Below are 14,661 nucleotides of genomic sequence, written 5' to 3' on the forward strand. Positions count from 1 at the left end.
TAATTGGTGTCTAGTCGTATAAAACGACACTATTATTTACTTACCAAGGAGAATTTAATATTGAATAGATATTAACAACGCATTTTTATTTTATCGCTTGTGGATGTGTTTCCTTTACAAGATCAAGATCTGCCGCACTAGCATTTAACCTTACTTGTTCAGGGTTTTTACAACCAGGAATAACCGTTGTTACGGCTGGGTGCTGTAAACACCAAGCTAACGCCCATTGCGCCATATTTACTCCTTCTGGCACTTCATTTCGTTGGATGTCTTCCACTAGTTTCAATTTTTCTACTACTTCTTGCTGATCATGTTTATGTCGAACATCTTGTTGGCCAAACGTTGCTCCTGGCTTATACTTTCCACTTAAATATCCACTTGCTAATGGGACACGAGCAAGCACTCCAAGGTCTTGCTTTTCACAAGAAGGAAATACTAGTTCCTCTGGTTCTCGTTCTAATCGATTATAAACAACTTGAATCGCACTAGCATTCACTTTTGATGCTAAATCTGTTTGATGAACATTTTGGTTACTTCCGATAGAAATACCTAAATGACGAATCTTCCCTGCTTTTACTTGTTTGTCCAAAGCAGTCCATAATTCATCATTATTAAATACCTCATCACTTCCTGAATGAAATTGATATAAATCAATATAGTCTGTACGAAGATATTTTAAAGAAGTTTCCAGCTGTTCAATAACTTCTTTCGCAGACCAATGATTTGTACGCTCAAAGTTGTTATGAAAATGATGACCAAACTTCGTAGCTAATACCCAATCTTCTCGTTTATCTTGCTCAAGAAACTTACCGATGAATTTTTCCGATAAGTGGTCACCGTAACATTCTGCTGTATCAATGAGGTTAATTCCACATTCTTTTGATGTTGTTAATATGTCGTCTACTTCTTTTTGTGTAAAATCCATTCCCCACTCTCCGCCAAATTGCCAAGTTCCAACACCAACTGTTGAAACTTCTAACTCTGTTTTTCCAAGTCTACGATACTTCATGAACATTCAACTCCTTTTATTTTTCTTCGTGCTAGTTATTAACGTTAACTTAAAATATCCTCTATTCTTTCTTGGACATCCACAGGAAGTTTCAAGCCTGATGCTTTTACATTCATTTCCACTTGCTCAGGTTTACTCGCACCAATTAACGCACTCGATACATTCGGTTGCCTTAAAACCCAAGCCAAGGCTAACTCTGGTAAAGTTGCGTCAAGATCTTTTGCCACGACTTCTAATTGAGCCACTTTGTTTAACACATCTTCATTAAGCATCCCTTTAATGAATCGATTGATAGATTCATTAGCAGCACGACTATTAGTTGGGACTTGACCTGTTTTATATTTACCGGTTAGAACACCTTGAGCTAATGGAGAAAATACAACTTGCCCTATCCCATGCTTCTCACTAACAGGAATAATTTCCTTTTCAATCGTGCGATTAAACATGTTATATTGAGGTTGATTGACAACAATACGATCTAATAGTTGTTTATCAGCGACTCGCACTGCTTCTTCCAATTGGGCAGCACTCCACTCACTAACACCAGCGTAAAGGATTTTCCCTTGACGAACCAAATCATCAATTGTCTTGAGAGTTTCTTCCACAGGCGTTTCAGGATCATACCTGTGACAATAAAAAATATCGACATAGTCAAGTTTCATTCGTTTCAAACTTGCATGGAGTTGTTCTGTTATATGCTTCCGTGAAAGACCGCCGTCATTTGGTCCTTCGCCCATGGGGAAAAATGCTTTCGTAGTGATCACATATGATTCTCTAGGATACTCTTTAAGCGCCTGAGCCATAACACGCTCGCCTTCTCCACGCTCGTAAACGTTTGCAGAATCAAATGAATTAATTCCTAATTCATATGCTTTATGTATCGTTTTTTCCGCAATGTTGTCTTCTACTGATTTACCGTACGTTAACCAACTTCCTAAACTAATTTCACTTACTTTTAAACCTGTTTTACCTAGTCTTCTATATTGCATCGTACCCCTCCTATGTTTTCGTGTTATCCCTATTGTACTAAACAGGATTTGTTTATATAAGTAGGCAATTATATTAAACTTAATTACCGATACTACAGTAACTATATTTATGATAGTAGGTGTAATTTTAATTGTGTTCCGTAAATTATTATCAAAGTTTGACTATCAGTAATATTGTTGTGAATGAGATACTAGTAGATAAAAATGCTAACTACAGTATCTCAACAATAAATATTCTTCCAATGGATTCATACAACATCTTCACAAAATAGCTAGAATGTGAAATTTCATTGGTCATAAAAAGAGAGAAGTGCCAACAATACACTCCTCTCTTCCTTGCTATCATGCTTTAAAAAGATCCATTAACCGATCCCAAAATCCCTTTTGTTCTTCTTCTTGCTCTTCATTAGATTCTTGTTCTTCCTTTTCAATACTTTCTGTTTTTATCACAAATTGTACCGAGTTGATTTTTTCATTTTCAGCGGAGACAAATGATACGGTATCGACATCAGATTTATCATAATCAGCAATCATCTCGTCGACTTCCTCTTGCATTTGATCAGGCATATCCTTCGTAGATTCATATAATGTATCTGTGCCGGTGTCCAGCTCTTCTACACCATCTTCTAATTCGCCTGTTCCACCTGACAATTCCACAATTCCAGCATGGATATCCTTGTACGAACTAGATAATTGCCCAACACCATTTGTATAACTTACGAGTCCATCATGAAACTCTTTATAATTATTAGACAATGTCGCCAATCCTTCTTGCAGCTCTCCTATAGAGTCGGCTGCATCCATATCTTCTACCGAAGACCCAATCTCAGTTGCCATCGATTCCATCGTGTTGGCCATTTCCTCAATCGATCCACTCACTTCATCAAGCGATGGTTCAACGGCGGCAAAGGCTTCTTTCACAGCGGAATAAGTTCCTTTGGCCGTTCTTGCAGCAGCATACGTCTCGACCAGTTGATCCACGACATCACTATCTGCCCCGCTCATATATAAAGCTTCTATTTCTTCTTCCGTAATATCATAGTCAGGAATGGCCACCATCGCTTCATCTAACGTGCTATAAGCAACAGTGTAGTTCTCGTTTAGGTTATCTAAACCATTTACTGTTTGATGAAGTCCATCTGCTAATTGTGAAAGTCCATCAGGTAGTTCTCTCAACTCCGTTACATCCATCTCACCTGAACTTTCATTAAGAGAAGTACTCATTGTAGCTAGGCCTTCGTCAATGGATTCCGAGGCATCAATAAGTTCATAAGAGGCTCCGTCGATATCTGAAATACCCTTTTCATATTCCCCAGAACCATCACGAAGACTCGCTACCCCGCTGTTTAAATCAGAAACACCGTTATTTAATTCTCCAACTCCATTGCTTATCTTTTTAATTGCATCCGTCAATGACGTTATCTCACCAGTCATATCATCCATATCTGGTGCATCAATTGACATCGATTGAGGAACAGCAACAATGTCCATTCCCTGTAGCTCGAAATCCACGACATCCGCTTTCATAGTAAGCTCTCCCGCTTGTTCAGGCATAACAGTAAATGTTACTTGCTTGTTTTTACCAGCATTTGCAACCACTCCATCTTCCGTCTCGATGTTATCAAAAATTTCAGGTTCTAAGTGGAGCGAAATTTGTAAGAGATAGTTGTCAAAAAATACACTATCGACATTCTCATTGGCAGACGTTTGAATCTTTATTTCTGCATCGCCATCTTTGCCGGCAAGTTCCTCTGGATCTATTTTGTTACCATCTAACAAATAAGAAATCGAAATATCCCACGGTAAGTATGCATCATTCTTATCGCCTTGGTAATAAAATTTCCCCTCTGGTGCAGTAAACTCGACCGTATCTTCTTTTTGTTCGATTTCCGATAGGTCAGTTAAATTTTTCAGATTAGAATACGTACCAAAATCGCTTATGTTTCCTTCTTGCATCACATCAAAAATATTTACCACATAAACTTCTTGCCTTTCTCCAGAAGGACTTAGCGTTGCATACACGACTTCATCCTTGGAAGAATATTCGCCAGTATTTTCTGATGTATCTTCTGCCACTGCCACATGCTCATTTGAAGCCCCAGTTACTAAAAATGATGGCAATATAAGGACTAGCACCATTAAAATTCGAAGTATCCGTTTGTTTTTCATCATCCATTTCCCCTTTAATAACTCTTTCATTAGTGGGCCTTTTGCTTTTCCCCGTCTATTCGATACTATTTATAAAATTTTGCTTTCCATGTCGTTTTATCAATCACTTTATCAAATACTAAAAGCATTGCTGGGAGGAAAAAAACAACCATAATAAAGGCTAGTAATGCACCTCTTCCAAGCAGTAACCCGATCGCTCCCACAATCGGATTCGTAGAAGTAATCCATAAAATAAAGCCAACACTCGATAAAATCGAAGCCGAAATCGCTATGGAAAAAATTTTCTCATCGATTGTTTTCTTAATTGCATCAAGCGCAGTCATTTCCTTCCGATACTCTTTGTACGTTTCCATAAACAGTATCGCATAATCGACCGTCGCAGCAAGCTGCACGGTGCTGATAATTAAGTATCCCACATAAACCAATGCTGAATCAGTAAAGTAAGGAACAGCTAAGTTAATCCAAACAGATGACTGAATTGTTAAAAGCAAAACCAAAGGAATGGAAATCGATTTAAATGTAATTAACAGAACAATGGCGATCGCAATGATTGTCAGCCAATTGACAAGGGTGTTGTCTTTTTGGACAACATGTTTCATATCATATAAGGTCACGCTCTCCCCGAGAGAATAAGCCTCATCACCATAATAGGAAGCAGTTGTCTCTTGAACAGATTCGACTAGTGAAAAGGCCTTATCCCCCTCTGTTCCTGCATCCGTATGAAGAATAATCCGACTGTAGTTATCAGAATAAAATTGCTCTGTGATTGATTCGTCTAAATACTCTAGCGGAATCGCAGAGCCAATTGTATTAACATAAGAAAGAACACTTGTGACAGGTCCAAAAGTTTCTAGCTCTTGGACGAGTTCTTCTTCCTTTGCCACATCCCCTTTTGGAACGAGTAGCACCATTGGAGTATATTCTCCAAACGTTTTTTCTACTTGGATTTTGTCACTACCTGCTCGAGTTTCTTCTGGTTGCTCCCCGTTTCCGTAAGTGAAATTCGTATTGTTCTGTGCTAAAAACGCTGGAACGATCATGATAAATACGAGAATCAACACAGCAATTCTTACTTTTACAACACGTTTACCAATATGATTGAAGCTTGGCAACAACGGTTTGTGCTGTGTTTTATCAATCCATTTATAAAACATGACTGTGAGTGCTGGTAAAAATACCATGACACTTATGAAACTTAAAACAATCCCTTTAACAAGATTTAGCCCTAAGTCTGAGCCAATCTCAAAGTTCATAAATGTAAGTGCCATAAAGCCAAAGAACGTCGTCGCCGCACTTGCTGCAATCGCAGGGAACGATTTCTTCATTGCAAGTCGCATCGCTTCTTTAGGATCGGCAATTTTTTTCCGATAATCTGAAAAACTATGAAGGAGAAAAATAGCATAGTCGAGTGATACCGCAAGCTGCAAAATTGGCGCAACCGATTGGGTTACGAATGATACTTCCCCGATAAAAATGTTTGTTCCTAAGTTAATCAGAACGGAAACCCCAATGGCAGTAAGGAAAAACACCGGTTCTAGCCAAGACCTTGTCGAAACAACTAAAATCAAAATAATAATTGGTATTAATAATGCCGCAGCATACATTGATTCAGATCCAGCCATTTTTTGTGCGACCGCCGTATCGAGTGCTTCTCCCTCCAACGCATTTTCTTCCCCTATTCGTTCATAGATCGCATCGGTTACTGCTACTTCGTCCCCTTCTCGAATACTAAAGGAAATGATTGCTTTGTCATCTTTGTAATACGTTTCTACTGTATCCTTATCCGCTATTTCAAGCGGTGTTTTTATATCGATGGCATCATCTAACCACGTGACATCGTTCACGCCGTCGATGGCAGCAAGATTTTCTTTCATGTGAAGTGCTTCTTGAACCGTCACATCGTTGATCATCACTCTTGTATTAGGAACAGAGCCTTCAAACTCCTTTTCCATAATGTCCATTGCGGTTGTTGATTGTGCATCATCTGGCAAGTAATCTACCATATTATAATTGACAGAAACAGAAAATTGCACAATAGAACTGATAACGGCAATGACCATAAAAACAATGACAACCGATTTTTTATGTTTTAATATTCGTGCTGCTAAGTCGATCGAAACCCTCTCCTTCTTGCATCCAATTCCTCATCCAATTATAATGACACCGTGTTGGATTATCAACAAACAGTTTATTATCATATGTTATTTAAACAACAGAAACGTATTTTTTGTTGGATATGTAGAAAGAAAGGAATGTTTCCCATTGAATTCTAAATTAGACAGACGAAAAAAGTACACAAGAATGGTGTTAAAGAACAGTTTAATGACATTATTAAAAGAAAAGTCTATTTTGGCTGTCACAGTAAAAGAGATCTGTGCCCTTGCAGATATTAACAGGTCTACTTTCTATTCTCACTTCCAAGATCAGTTTGACTTACTTAATCAAATAGAGGAAGAAATCATTCATGATATGAATGAAACACTTTCGGCTTATAACTTCAACCAAGGGGAAGAAACGTTGCAAATGACGGAAAAAATCGTCGAGTATGTGGCGGAAAATAGTGATGTTTGCATCACCCTCTTTAGTGAACATGGTGATTCTAACTTCAAAAAAAGAGTGATGATGGTTGCTAGTGAGCATACGATAAAAAACGGATTATCGATGTACCCAATTGATTCAGAAATCACAGAGTATGTCAGCATGTTTGCCATCAGCGGTAGTATTCACGTGGTGGAGAACTGGCTAAAAAATGGGATGGATAAATCTCCAAAAGAAATAGCTGAACTTATCAATAACCTCACGAACAAAGGGCTTTCCTATTTAAACGAATAATGTATGAGGCGATATCATTTTCGGTTGAATCAATTTAATATGTATTCTTATCACATCACGAAGTCCAATAACCGTAGTGGGATCGAACCGCTGACCTCTGGGCGGCCAGATGGAATCGGAATATATTTAGAGTCTACAATGTGTATGAATGAGCACAATTTATGATATCGACAAAAACCAGCATTTTTTGTGATATAATCCTATTAAAACTAACTTTTAAGGAGAAAATGGCTGTTTCTTTTGTCACAAGCCATAAATGACCAATTTAATGAATTTTGTCACTTTAGTACTTATCATCTTAATTCAATTATTATTAGTTTTCTTCTCTATTATTTCAATCGCAGGCTTAAAGGATAATGCTCTTGATATCATTGGGGTCCCAGTTCACTTAATTTTCGTTGTTTTATTAAACATTCTATCTCTCTACATATTAGGGAAAATCTTTAAACGCGATGAGAAACGAAAAGTTTATAATGCTGAATCTACTCATGTCAAAGAGTTCCAGTCCTTAGTTACTTCCGTTCGATCTGACCGACATGACCTTAACAATCACTTAACGGTTATTTCCGGATTAATGAAAATAAAAAACTTTGATGCCGCTGATAAATACATTCAAGAAATGATCGGTAACATTAATATTAATAATAAGGCGTTGACGATAAAAAACCCTATTCTTTCTTCAATGCTATATTCGAAAATGGACAAATACCAAAGAGCAGGCATACCTTTTAGCGTGAATATAGTAAATGAAGAAATTGAAACTATTTTATCTTCTACTGATTTAATACGATTAATTAGCAACTTGCTTGATAATGCCTATGAAGCAACACTTGAAATGCCTAATGCAGAACGCAAAATCGAATTAGAAATTGTGAAAGTCAATGAAACAGTGAAATTAGTCGTAAGAAATACCTCTATTTTGAAAGAGATTACTGAAAATCATTTCAAAAACGGTTATTCTACTAAATCGATATCAGATAGGGGATACGGCTTAGCAATTATCCAAGAAGTTACTGAGAAATATAATGGTTATTTGGAAGTCGATACTAAAGATAATGTAGTAAGTATTGAAATTTCATTTTCGAAATTGGTGGAAAAATGATCAACCATATTAGCGAAAGAATAGCCAAAGCATTAGGTATTTATGTTGATAAAACTACCGAAGTTAAGCCACCGGTCAAACGATAGCTTTTTTTCTAGTCAAAATCCTAATATTAATGCAAAAACAGCAATTCAGACCTAAATATTCCATAGTATGCTAGTTTTAAAATATCGCTTTCCCCCCAAAAATTTTATACTACTAATATCATTAATGCTTTACAACAAGAAAGGAGTTATTATGGAGTGGTTTAGTTTCTTTTTATTATCGTTTCCAGAAGCATTTTTAATGCTCGCAGTTTCTTTTGCTCTTCTTGGTATTTCAATCAAGGAGAACTTAAAACCTATGATTATTTTCTCACTGTTATATGGAGGAGTAGCTTTTACTTTAAGTTTTTATATGATGGATTCAATCAAACCTTTAATTAACTTAACAGTGTTCGCATTATTAATAGTGATTATTTTCCATTTTAAAATACTTCATGGTTTTATTATTGGTATCATTGGGTTTATTTTGTTAGTATTTTTTGAAATCATTTTACTTCTTCCTCTTACACAGATTATTCCATTTGAACAAATTGCAGCTAGTCCGTGGTTACGAATCTTAGCTGGTATTATGACTATACATATTCCATTGTTAGTCACTCTAATAGTTATACAAAGGTTTAAGCTAGTAATAAAGATTCCTTTATTAAAATAAACAAAAATTATAAAAAAGGTGCCCAAATTAATTTACCTATTAATTTGGCACCTTTTTTTAAGAGTTCTACACTTTGTTATTATTTTGTATAAAGCTCCAAAAAATTTGTCGATTCATAAGAATCATTGTCGAACTGCTTAACAGGTATAAATACTTCTATATAATGGTCTATGTTATCTAATTTTATTTCTTAAAGCAGGAGTATGGTTATGGATAAAAGGGCCTTAATAGTAGAGTTGGAATACAAAATTGATACATTACGAATTCGTATGATTAAGTTAGCTCAATCAAAAGGATTTAATCATCATCATACTATTAAATGTAGCCAAGAGCTTGATGTTTTCCTAAATAAATACGAACGATTGAAGTCTAATTAAAAAACTTCTAATATTCCTTATAGCCTAGCATTTTGCCTAGTTAAATGGTCCTCACACAACACATGACAAAGGGGACCTTCCCCTAGGTTATTGCTCTAACTCTGTTAGAGTTTAACCCCCGCCCTCAGCCTTTGCTGCAAGCGGGGGTTAATTGTTTATATCCTCCTTCCCTGTTCTTTCTTCTTAAAAAACTCCTTCTTCGCGTGATAAGAATCGCTTTCTATGAGGATATTATGACGGAAGCGCTCATCAGTGTGGAGTGACGGGTGTGTTCGTTGAGCTAAAGGGGATGTACTTGTGTTAAATTTATTAGTATTGACAAGTTTTTTAGGAATTTACGCTGTTTTTTTTAATCAAACAATCACACCTGATTGCTACATATCCGCTTCATTAAATTAAATGTTCAACTAGGGCATCCTGTTCAAGAAGGATTTACCTGTAATTTGGTAACCTTGCTTTCTAAGTTCACCTTTGTTATTTATTTCTAAATCAGGATTCAACTTCTCATATTTTTCTTCATTTGTCATTTCCCAATTAAATCTATTTTTAACCTTGTTAGGTTTAGGCTTCCCTTTTGATAATTAGTAAAAGGTTTTGTATGGCCAATTTGAACTGCATAATCAGTGGAGAACACTCTTGGACCACTCTGATTATTGTTTATTTTCTTATATACTTTTGAATTTTGTTCTTGAAGAACTGAAGTTTTAATTTCCATAATCCCTTGGACTATAAAAAGAAAAGTCCAAATAATAGCAAAAATAATAACAAGGACAATAACCGCTAATAATTTAGTGGGGATTGGTTCCATTTCCATACCCTCCTTATCATATACAAATTAGACCTAAAACTGCTGACAAGACTTATTCTACATCTTACTAATTCATGTCTTCTTCAATACCTTATATAATGACAGGTAAATAAAGTGTATAAAACAGAAAATATCTTTTAAAACTTTTTCTGATCAAATATCTCACATTTCTTCAGACAGATTTTTCGACAAGTGACTGGACACTCCAGATACTTACATTCGGTTCTTTATTATTGGATTTGAACAGGATTACCACCTGACTAATCCATTATAAAGGACTTTTTCTTTGTGCAAGATATAATATTGACCTTTTTCAGTTTTCCGGATATGAAGTTAAATTAATGCAACTTCAGTGTAAAAACGATACAAATAAATTAAACAAGAACTTGACAATCCACATTAGCTCACATATAATCAAAAACATAAGTTGCACAAAAGATTTATCAATTGCACAAACGTGCAAAATGAGAGGTGAATATAAATGTCATTATGGCAAGAGCAACGTCTCATAGTAAAAATTTCTAAAATGTACTACGAACAACAATTGACTCAAAGTCAAATTAGTAAAGAGTTAGGAATTTACAGAACTACTATTAGTCGCATACTAAAAAAAGCAAAACAGGATGGTATTATAGAAATCAAAATTAATTCTGATTTTGAAGACGTTTACCAACTTGAAGAAGATATTGAACAGAAATATAAACTCAAAGAAGTCATTGTCGTTCCTTCTTTTGATGATTCCGAAGATATTATTAAACAAAGATTAGGTTTAGCTACAGCAAATTATTTAAAACAAATAATTAAAGACGGAAATACTCTTGGATTTGCATGGGGAACAACTTTAGCAAATGTATCAAACCAACTAATTAATTGTGAAAAAAAAGAGATTGATATTGTCCCATTGGTAGGTGGCCCTGGTGCAGTAGATGCAGACTATCATGTAAACACAATAGTTTATAAAGCTGCTCAAGCTTTTCAAGGTAAAGCACACTTCATTGATTCCTCTGCCATTGTTAATAAAAAAGAAACTCGACTTGATACGATTAATTCCCAACATTTCAGAATAATCCTTGATTATTGGTCGAAATTGGATATTGCAGTATTAGGAATTGGAGCTCAATTAAAATCATCTAACCTCATCTGGACTGGATTTTTTGGAAATGAAGAAATAGAAGAACTAGATAAAGAAAATGCAATAGGAGATATTTGTTCAAGATTCTATGATTCTAATGGTCAAGTTATCCATTCTGAATTAGCAGATCGAACCATTGCTATTGAATTACCAAGTCTCAGAAGCGTTCCTTACTCCATTGGAGTTGCTGAATCAAAAGAAAAAGTTCCATCAATTTTGGGTGCTTTAAAAGGCCAGTTCATCAATGTACTTATAACCGATGAAGAAACAGCTAAAGAATTATTATAGTACTTTTTGAAAACGCTTAAGAGGAGTGGGGATATGATTATTTATCTAATTATCTTAATTGGGCTTGCTTGGTTAGTACAAAGCTTTCTAGGATTTCTTCAAATTAGACATTTTAATAAACATTTCGTGGAGATGAGAAGAGTCGGTAAAGTAGCAATCGGTCGAAGACGTGGACTATTTCGCGCAGGAACTGTTGTGATGTTAGGAGTTAATTCCCGAAAAGAAATTATTGACGCAAGAAAAATGCAAGGCGTGACTGTATTATCAAAAGTAAAGCCACTTAAAGGGTTAGAGCAGAAAAACATATTAAAAATCACAGAGGCAGAATTAAAGAAATTTGACGTTTTGACAGCAGCATCGATTCAAGATGCAGTTGCCCAATATAAAACGGTAGTCTTACAAGGAGGTGAAGTGAAAGAACAGCCGAGTCTATTCAAGAAAATATCTAATAAGTTCTTAAAATTAAAAGAGGGGTGAAAAAATGGTAGATTTAATTACAAATTTCGCTGATGGTTTCATAGGATTGTTCGAGGCAGGTGGTGAGGTTTTTGTTGATTTTGTTACAGGAATCATACCTTTATTAATCTGTTTACTCGTTGCAATGAATGCCATTGTAAAGTTTATTGGTGAAGAAAGAGTAGAGAAATATGCTGCTAGAGCAGGAGGAAATATTTTTTCGCGCTACTTTATTTTACCAGTTGTGGGAACTTTCTTTTTAGCAAATCCTATGACATTGTCACTTGGAAGGTTCTTACCTGAAAATCGAAAACCTAGTTATTATGCTGCGGCTTCGTTTTCATGTCATTCTCATAATGGATTATTTCCTCACGTAAATCCTGGAGAGTTGTTTGTATTTTTAGGTATTGCTAGTGGGATTACGACACTTGGATTACCTGTAGGAGAGCTAGCGGTGTTTTATTTCTTAGTTGGTATTGTTACGAACTTCTTCCGTGGATGGGTGACAGACTTTACAACAGCTTATGTCGAGAAACAGCAAGGCATTAAATTAAAAACAAAAATGGAATTATAAAGGGGTGTTAACATGAGTCAAAATCAATATCGACCTATTAAGGTAACGAAGGGACAAGGTGGATTTGGCGGGCCACTTCATATCCACGTAGACGAGAACAAAAACAAAATTGTTTATATCACAGGTGGGGACAGACCCGATGTTGCAGATCGGATTGCCGAGCTCACTGACTGCGAATTAGTTGACGGATTCAAAACAAGCGTTCCCGAAGAAGAAACCGCTTGTGTCATCATCAATTGTGGCGGTACACTCCGGTGTGGAGTCTACCCCAAAAAACGAATTCCGACAATAAACATTGAGTCTACGGGGCAAAGTGGCCCACTAGCTAAGTATATCACAGAGGATATTTATGTGTCAGGGGTCCGACCAACAAATATTTCCTTATTAGATGATCCTGAAAGTGCCTCCGCACTAGAGAATAGTTCTGAACCTGAACAAGAAAGAAAATATACTTCTGACAAAAAAATAAGTGAACAACAAAAACCAAGAGGACTAATGACAAAAATCGGGATGGGAATGGGAAATATTGTGAACACTCTATTCCAAGCTGGTCGAGATACGATCGACACTGTATTAAAGACCATCCTTCCTTTTATGGCTTTTGTAGCTATGCTTATCGGGGTTATTTTAGAAACAGGAATCGGGGACTTATTTGCCCAATTCTTATCTCCATACGCTGGTTCTCTACCTGGTCTATTAGTCATTTCTTTAGTCGTTTCCTTTCCATTACTATCTCCATTTTTAGGGCCTGGTGCTGTTATTGCTCAGGTAGTAGGAGTATTAATTGGTACTGAAATAGGAAGAGGGAATATTCCCCCTCAACTTGCTTTACCCGCATTATTCGCAATCAACTCTCAAGCTGCGGCTGACTTTGTGCCAGTAGGTCTCGGTCTTGCAGAAGCTGAACCCGAAACAGTGGAAGTTGGTGTACCATCCGTCCTTTATTCTAGGTTTTTAACTGGAGCTCCGACTGTATTTGTAGCTTGGTTGGCCAGTTTCGGATTATATACAAATTACTAAAACAATAATTAAAGGGGTTATTTATGATGACAGTCATCTATGAAACAAATGTCGTTGAACTTGGAGATATGGTGGAGTCTTTTTATGATGATCAAATGATTATTCTATTTGAAATCGGAGCACCAGAAGAAATGAGAGAGTATTGCGTCTTACACGAAAAAAATCAACTTCATGATGAGATTCAAGTTGACGACACCCTTTACATTGGAGAAGAGTCTTACAAAGTAACAGCCGTTGGAAGTGCTGTAAATAAAAATCTAAATCAATTAGGTCATATCACCCTTAGCTTCTACGGGAAAACTGAACCGGACCTACCTGGTTATCTTTGTCTTGAAAATAAAAAGATTAAACCAGTTATAGAGGGGAATTCAATTAAAATCTTACGTGGTTAAACATAATGGAGGTGCCTCATGAATAAGAAAACAGCTATTATTGCAGGTGGAGGTCAAAGTCTCGGTGAAGCACTGTGTCATCGCCTCGCTGAAGAAAACTATCAAATCATTGTTGTTGATATAAATAAAGAGAATGCTCATAAAGTCGCTACTGATGTAGCAAATAATTTTAATGTTCCTACATTATCCATAAAGTGTGATGTTACAAAAGAGGACGAAGTCCGAGAGTTAGTTAATCAAACGAAAGAAAAATTCACAACGATCGATTTATTAGTTTACAATGCTGGTATCGCAGTCAGTAAAAAAATAAATAGTTTTGAAGTAAATGATTGGGATAAAACGGTTGATGTAAATCTAAAGGGATATTTTCTATGTGCTAGAGAAGTCTCTAAAGTCATGATCGAACAAGGATTTGGTAATATAATTCAAATAAATTCTAAGTCCGGTAAAGTTGGAAGCAAGCACAATTCTGCTTACTCTGCATCTAAATTTGGTGGAGTCGGCTTAACACAAAGTCTTGCTCTCGACTTAGCTGAACATAACATTCGTGTAAATTCGATAATGCCTGGAAATCTTTTGGATTCTCCAATGTTTCAAAGTCTTATCCCTCAATATGCAGCAAAATTGGAAATAAAAGAGGATGAAGTGCTTGATGTCTATAAAAATAAAGTTCCATTAAAAAGAGGCTGCACTTATGATGACATTGCAAATGCTGTAATATTCTACGCATCAGAAAAAGCATCATATATGACAGGACAGACCATTAATGTAACAGGCGGACAAGTGATGCATTAAAACAATAAAAATGAGCACGCAA

The 14,661-nt window shown here is 36.0% G+C and carries 15 protein-coding genes; 10 read left to right on the forward strand and 5 right to left on the reverse strand.

Annotation, left to right across the window (positions count from 1 at the left end; genetic code table 11):
- Positions 1-85 precede the first annotated feature (85 nt).
- The 4 genes from QDN89_RS10300 to QDN89_RS10315 all read right to left on the reverse strand — a co-directional run bounded on the left by QDN89_RS10300 (position 86) and on the right by QDN89_RS10315 (position 6,227).
- A complete protein-coding gene (locus tag QDN89_RS10300; protein ID WP_280770045.1) occupies positions 86-1,009 on the reverse strand; it encodes an aldo/keto reductase in 924 nt (307 codons plus the stop codon).
- A gap of 44 nt (positions 1,010-1,053) precedes the next feature.
- On the reverse strand, positions 1,054-1,998 hold the full coding sequence (locus QDN89_RS10305) for an aldo/keto reductase family protein (protein ID WP_280770046.1): 945 nt from the start codon (positions 1,996-1,998) through the stop codon (positions 1,054-1,056).
- Between the two features lie 342 nt (positions 1,999-2,340).
- Positions 2,341-4,167: a YhgE/Pip domain-containing protein gene (locus QDN89_RS10310; protein WP_280770047.1), complete on the reverse strand. Its 1,827-nt coding sequence runs from the start codon at positions 4,165-4,167 to the stop codon at positions 2,341-2,343.
- Between the two features lie 65 nt (positions 4,168-4,232).
- Positions 4,233-6,227 carry an efflux RND transporter permease subunit gene (locus tag QDN89_RS10315; protein ID WP_280770048.1) on the reverse strand — a complete coding sequence of 665 codons (1,995 nt, stop codon included), beginning with the start codon at positions 6,225-6,227 and terminating at the stop codon, positions 4,233-4,235.
- Between the two features lie 202 nt (positions 6,228-6,429).
- On the opposite strand from QDN89_RS10315, the gene QDN89_RS10320 reads away from it, so the two are divergent.
- The 4 genes from QDN89_RS10320 (at position 6,430) to QDN89_RS10335 (ending at position 9,174) form a co-directional block, all read left to right on the forward strand.
- A complete protein-coding gene (locus QDN89_RS10320; RefSeq protein ID WP_280770049.1) occupies positions 6,430-6,999 on the forward strand; it encodes a TetR/AcrR family transcriptional regulator in 570 nt (189 codons plus the stop codon).
- A 268-nt stretch (positions 7,000-7,267) separates the two neighbouring features.
- Positions 7,268-8,101 (forward strand): sensor histidine kinase, encoded by an 834-nt coding sequence (locus tag QDN89_RS10325; RefSeq protein WP_280770050.1) that lies wholly within the window; start codon positions 7,268-7,270, stop codon positions 8,099-8,101.
- Between the two features lie 237 nt (positions 8,102-8,338).
- Positions 8,339-8,797 carry a hypothetical protein gene (locus tag QDN89_RS10330; RefSeq protein ID WP_280770051.1) on the forward strand — a complete coding sequence of 153 codons (459 nt, stop codon included), beginning with the start codon at positions 8,339-8,341 and terminating at the stop codon, positions 8,795-8,797.
- A 209-nt stretch (positions 8,798-9,006) separates the two neighbouring features.
- Positions 9,007-9,174 (forward strand): aspartyl-phosphate phosphatase Spo0E family protein, encoded by a 168-nt coding sequence (locus tag QDN89_RS10335; RefSeq protein ID WP_342394379.1) that lies wholly within the window; start codon positions 9,007-9,009, stop codon positions 9,172-9,174.
- 523 nt (positions 9,175-9,697) lie between these two features.
- On the opposite strand, the gene QDN89_RS10340 is transcribed toward QDN89_RS10335, so the two are convergent.
- Positions 9,698-9,988, reverse strand: coding sequence for a hypothetical protein (locus QDN89_RS10340; RefSeq protein ID WP_280770052.1), 291 nt, complete (start codon positions 9,986-9,988; stop codon positions 9,698-9,700).
- Positions 9,989-10,463: 475 nt separating this feature from the next.
- Here QDN89_RS10340 and QDN89_RS10345 point away from each other — a divergent pair, with 475 nt between their 5' ends.
- The 6 genes from QDN89_RS10345 to srlD are packed head-to-tail and all read left to right on the forward strand — an operon-like array spanning position 10,464 to position 14,639.
- Positions 10,464-11,402, forward strand: a complete 939-nt coding sequence (locus QDN89_RS10345; protein WP_280770053.1) for a sugar-binding transcriptional regulator — start codon at positions 10,464-10,466, stop codon at positions 11,400-11,402.
- A gap of 33 nt (positions 11,403-11,435) precedes the next feature.
- Positions 11,436-11,879: a transcriptional regulator GutM gene (locus tag QDN89_RS10350; protein ID WP_280770054.1), complete on the forward strand. Its 444-nt coding sequence runs from the start codon at positions 11,436-11,438 to the stop codon at positions 11,877-11,879.
- 4 nt (positions 11,880-11,883) lie between these two features.
- Positions 11,884-12,432 (forward strand): PTS glucitol/sorbitol transporter subunit IIC, encoded by a 549-nt coding sequence (srlA, locus tag QDN89_RS10355; protein WP_280770055.1) that lies wholly within the window; start codon positions 11,884-11,886, stop codon positions 12,430-12,432.
- 12 nt (positions 12,433-12,444) lie between these two features.
- Entirely contained in the window at positions 12,445-13,452 is a 1,008-nt protein-coding gene (srlE, locus tag QDN89_RS10360; RefSeq protein ID WP_280770056.1) for a PTS glucitol/sorbitol transporter subunit IIB, read from the forward strand.
- A gap of 26 nt (positions 13,453-13,478) precedes the next feature.
- Complete coding sequence (locus QDN89_RS10365) at positions 13,479-13,844, forward strand: PTS glucitol/sorbitol transporter subunit IIA (protein WP_280770057.1); 366 nt, start codon at positions 13,479-13,481, stop codon at positions 13,842-13,844.
- An 18-nt stretch (positions 13,845-13,862) separates the two neighbouring features.
- On the forward strand, positions 13,863-14,639 hold the full coding sequence (srlD, locus tag QDN89_RS10370; protein ID WP_280770058.1) for a sorbitol-6-phosphate dehydrogenase: 777 nt from the start codon (positions 13,863-13,865) through the stop codon (positions 14,637-14,639).
- Positions 14,640-14,661 lie beyond the last annotated feature (22 nt).

The sequence above is a fragment of the Salipaludibacillus daqingensis genome, assembly GCF_029891575.1.
GTDB classification, from domain to species: domain Bacteria; phylum Bacillota; class Bacilli; order Bacillales; family Salisediminibacteriaceae; genus Salipaludibacillus; species Salipaludibacillus daqingensis.

Excerpts from the sequence above, each read along its gene's own strand:
- QDN89_RS10300 (WP_280770045.1), bottom strand. The coding sequence starts at position 1,009 with ATGAAGTATCGTAGACTTGGAAAAACAGAGTTAGAAGTTTCAACAGTT.
- QDN89_RS10305 (WP_280770046.1), bottom strand. The coding sequence starts at position 1,998 with ATGCAATATAGAAGACTAGGTAAAACAGGTTTAAAAGTAAGTGAAATT.
- QDN89_RS10310 (WP_280770047.1), bottom strand. The coding sequence starts at position 4,167 with ATGAAAAACAAACGGATACTTCGAATTTTAATGGTGCTAGTCCTTATA.
- QDN89_RS10315 (WP_280770048.1), bottom strand. The coding sequence starts at position 6,227 with ATGGTCATTGCCGTTATCAGTTCTATTGTGCAATTTTCTGTTTCTGTC.
- QDN89_RS10325 (WP_280770050.1), top strand. The coding sequence starts at position 7,268 with ATGAATTTTGTCACTTTAGTACTTATCATCTTAATTCAATTATTATTA.
- QDN89_RS10330 (WP_280770051.1), top strand. The coding sequence starts at position 8,339 with ATGGAGTGGTTTAGTTTCTTTTTATTATCGTTTCCAGAAGCATTTTTA.
- QDN89_RS10335 (WP_342394379.1), top strand. The coding sequence starts at position 9,007 with ATGGATAAAAGGGCCTTAATAGTAGAGTTGGAATACAAAATTGATACA.
- QDN89_RS10340 (WP_280770052.1), bottom strand. The coding sequence starts at position 9,988 with ATGGAAATGGAACCAATCCCCACTAAATTATTAGCGGTTATTGTCCTT.
- QDN89_RS10345 (WP_280770053.1), top strand. The coding sequence starts at position 10,464 with ATGTCATTATGGCAAGAGCAACGTCTCATAGTAAAAATTTCTAAAATG.
- QDN89_RS10350 (WP_280770054.1), top strand. The coding sequence starts at position 11,436 with ATGATTATTTATCTAATTATCTTAATTGGGCTTGCTTGGTTAGTACAA.
- srlA (WP_280770055.1), top strand. The coding sequence starts at position 11,884 with ATGGTAGATTTAATTACAAATTTCGCTGATGGTTTCATAGGATTGTTC.
- srlE (WP_280770056.1), top strand. The coding sequence starts at position 12,445 with ATGAGTCAAAATCAATATCGACCTATTAAGGTAACGAAGGGACAAGGT.
- QDN89_RS10365 (WP_280770057.1), top strand. The coding sequence starts at position 13,479 with ATGACAGTCATCTATGAAACAAATGTCGTTGAACTTGGAGATATGGTG.
- srlD (WP_280770058.1), top strand. The coding sequence starts at position 13,863 with ATGAATAAGAAAACAGCTATTATTGCAGGTGGAGGTCAAAGTCTCGGT.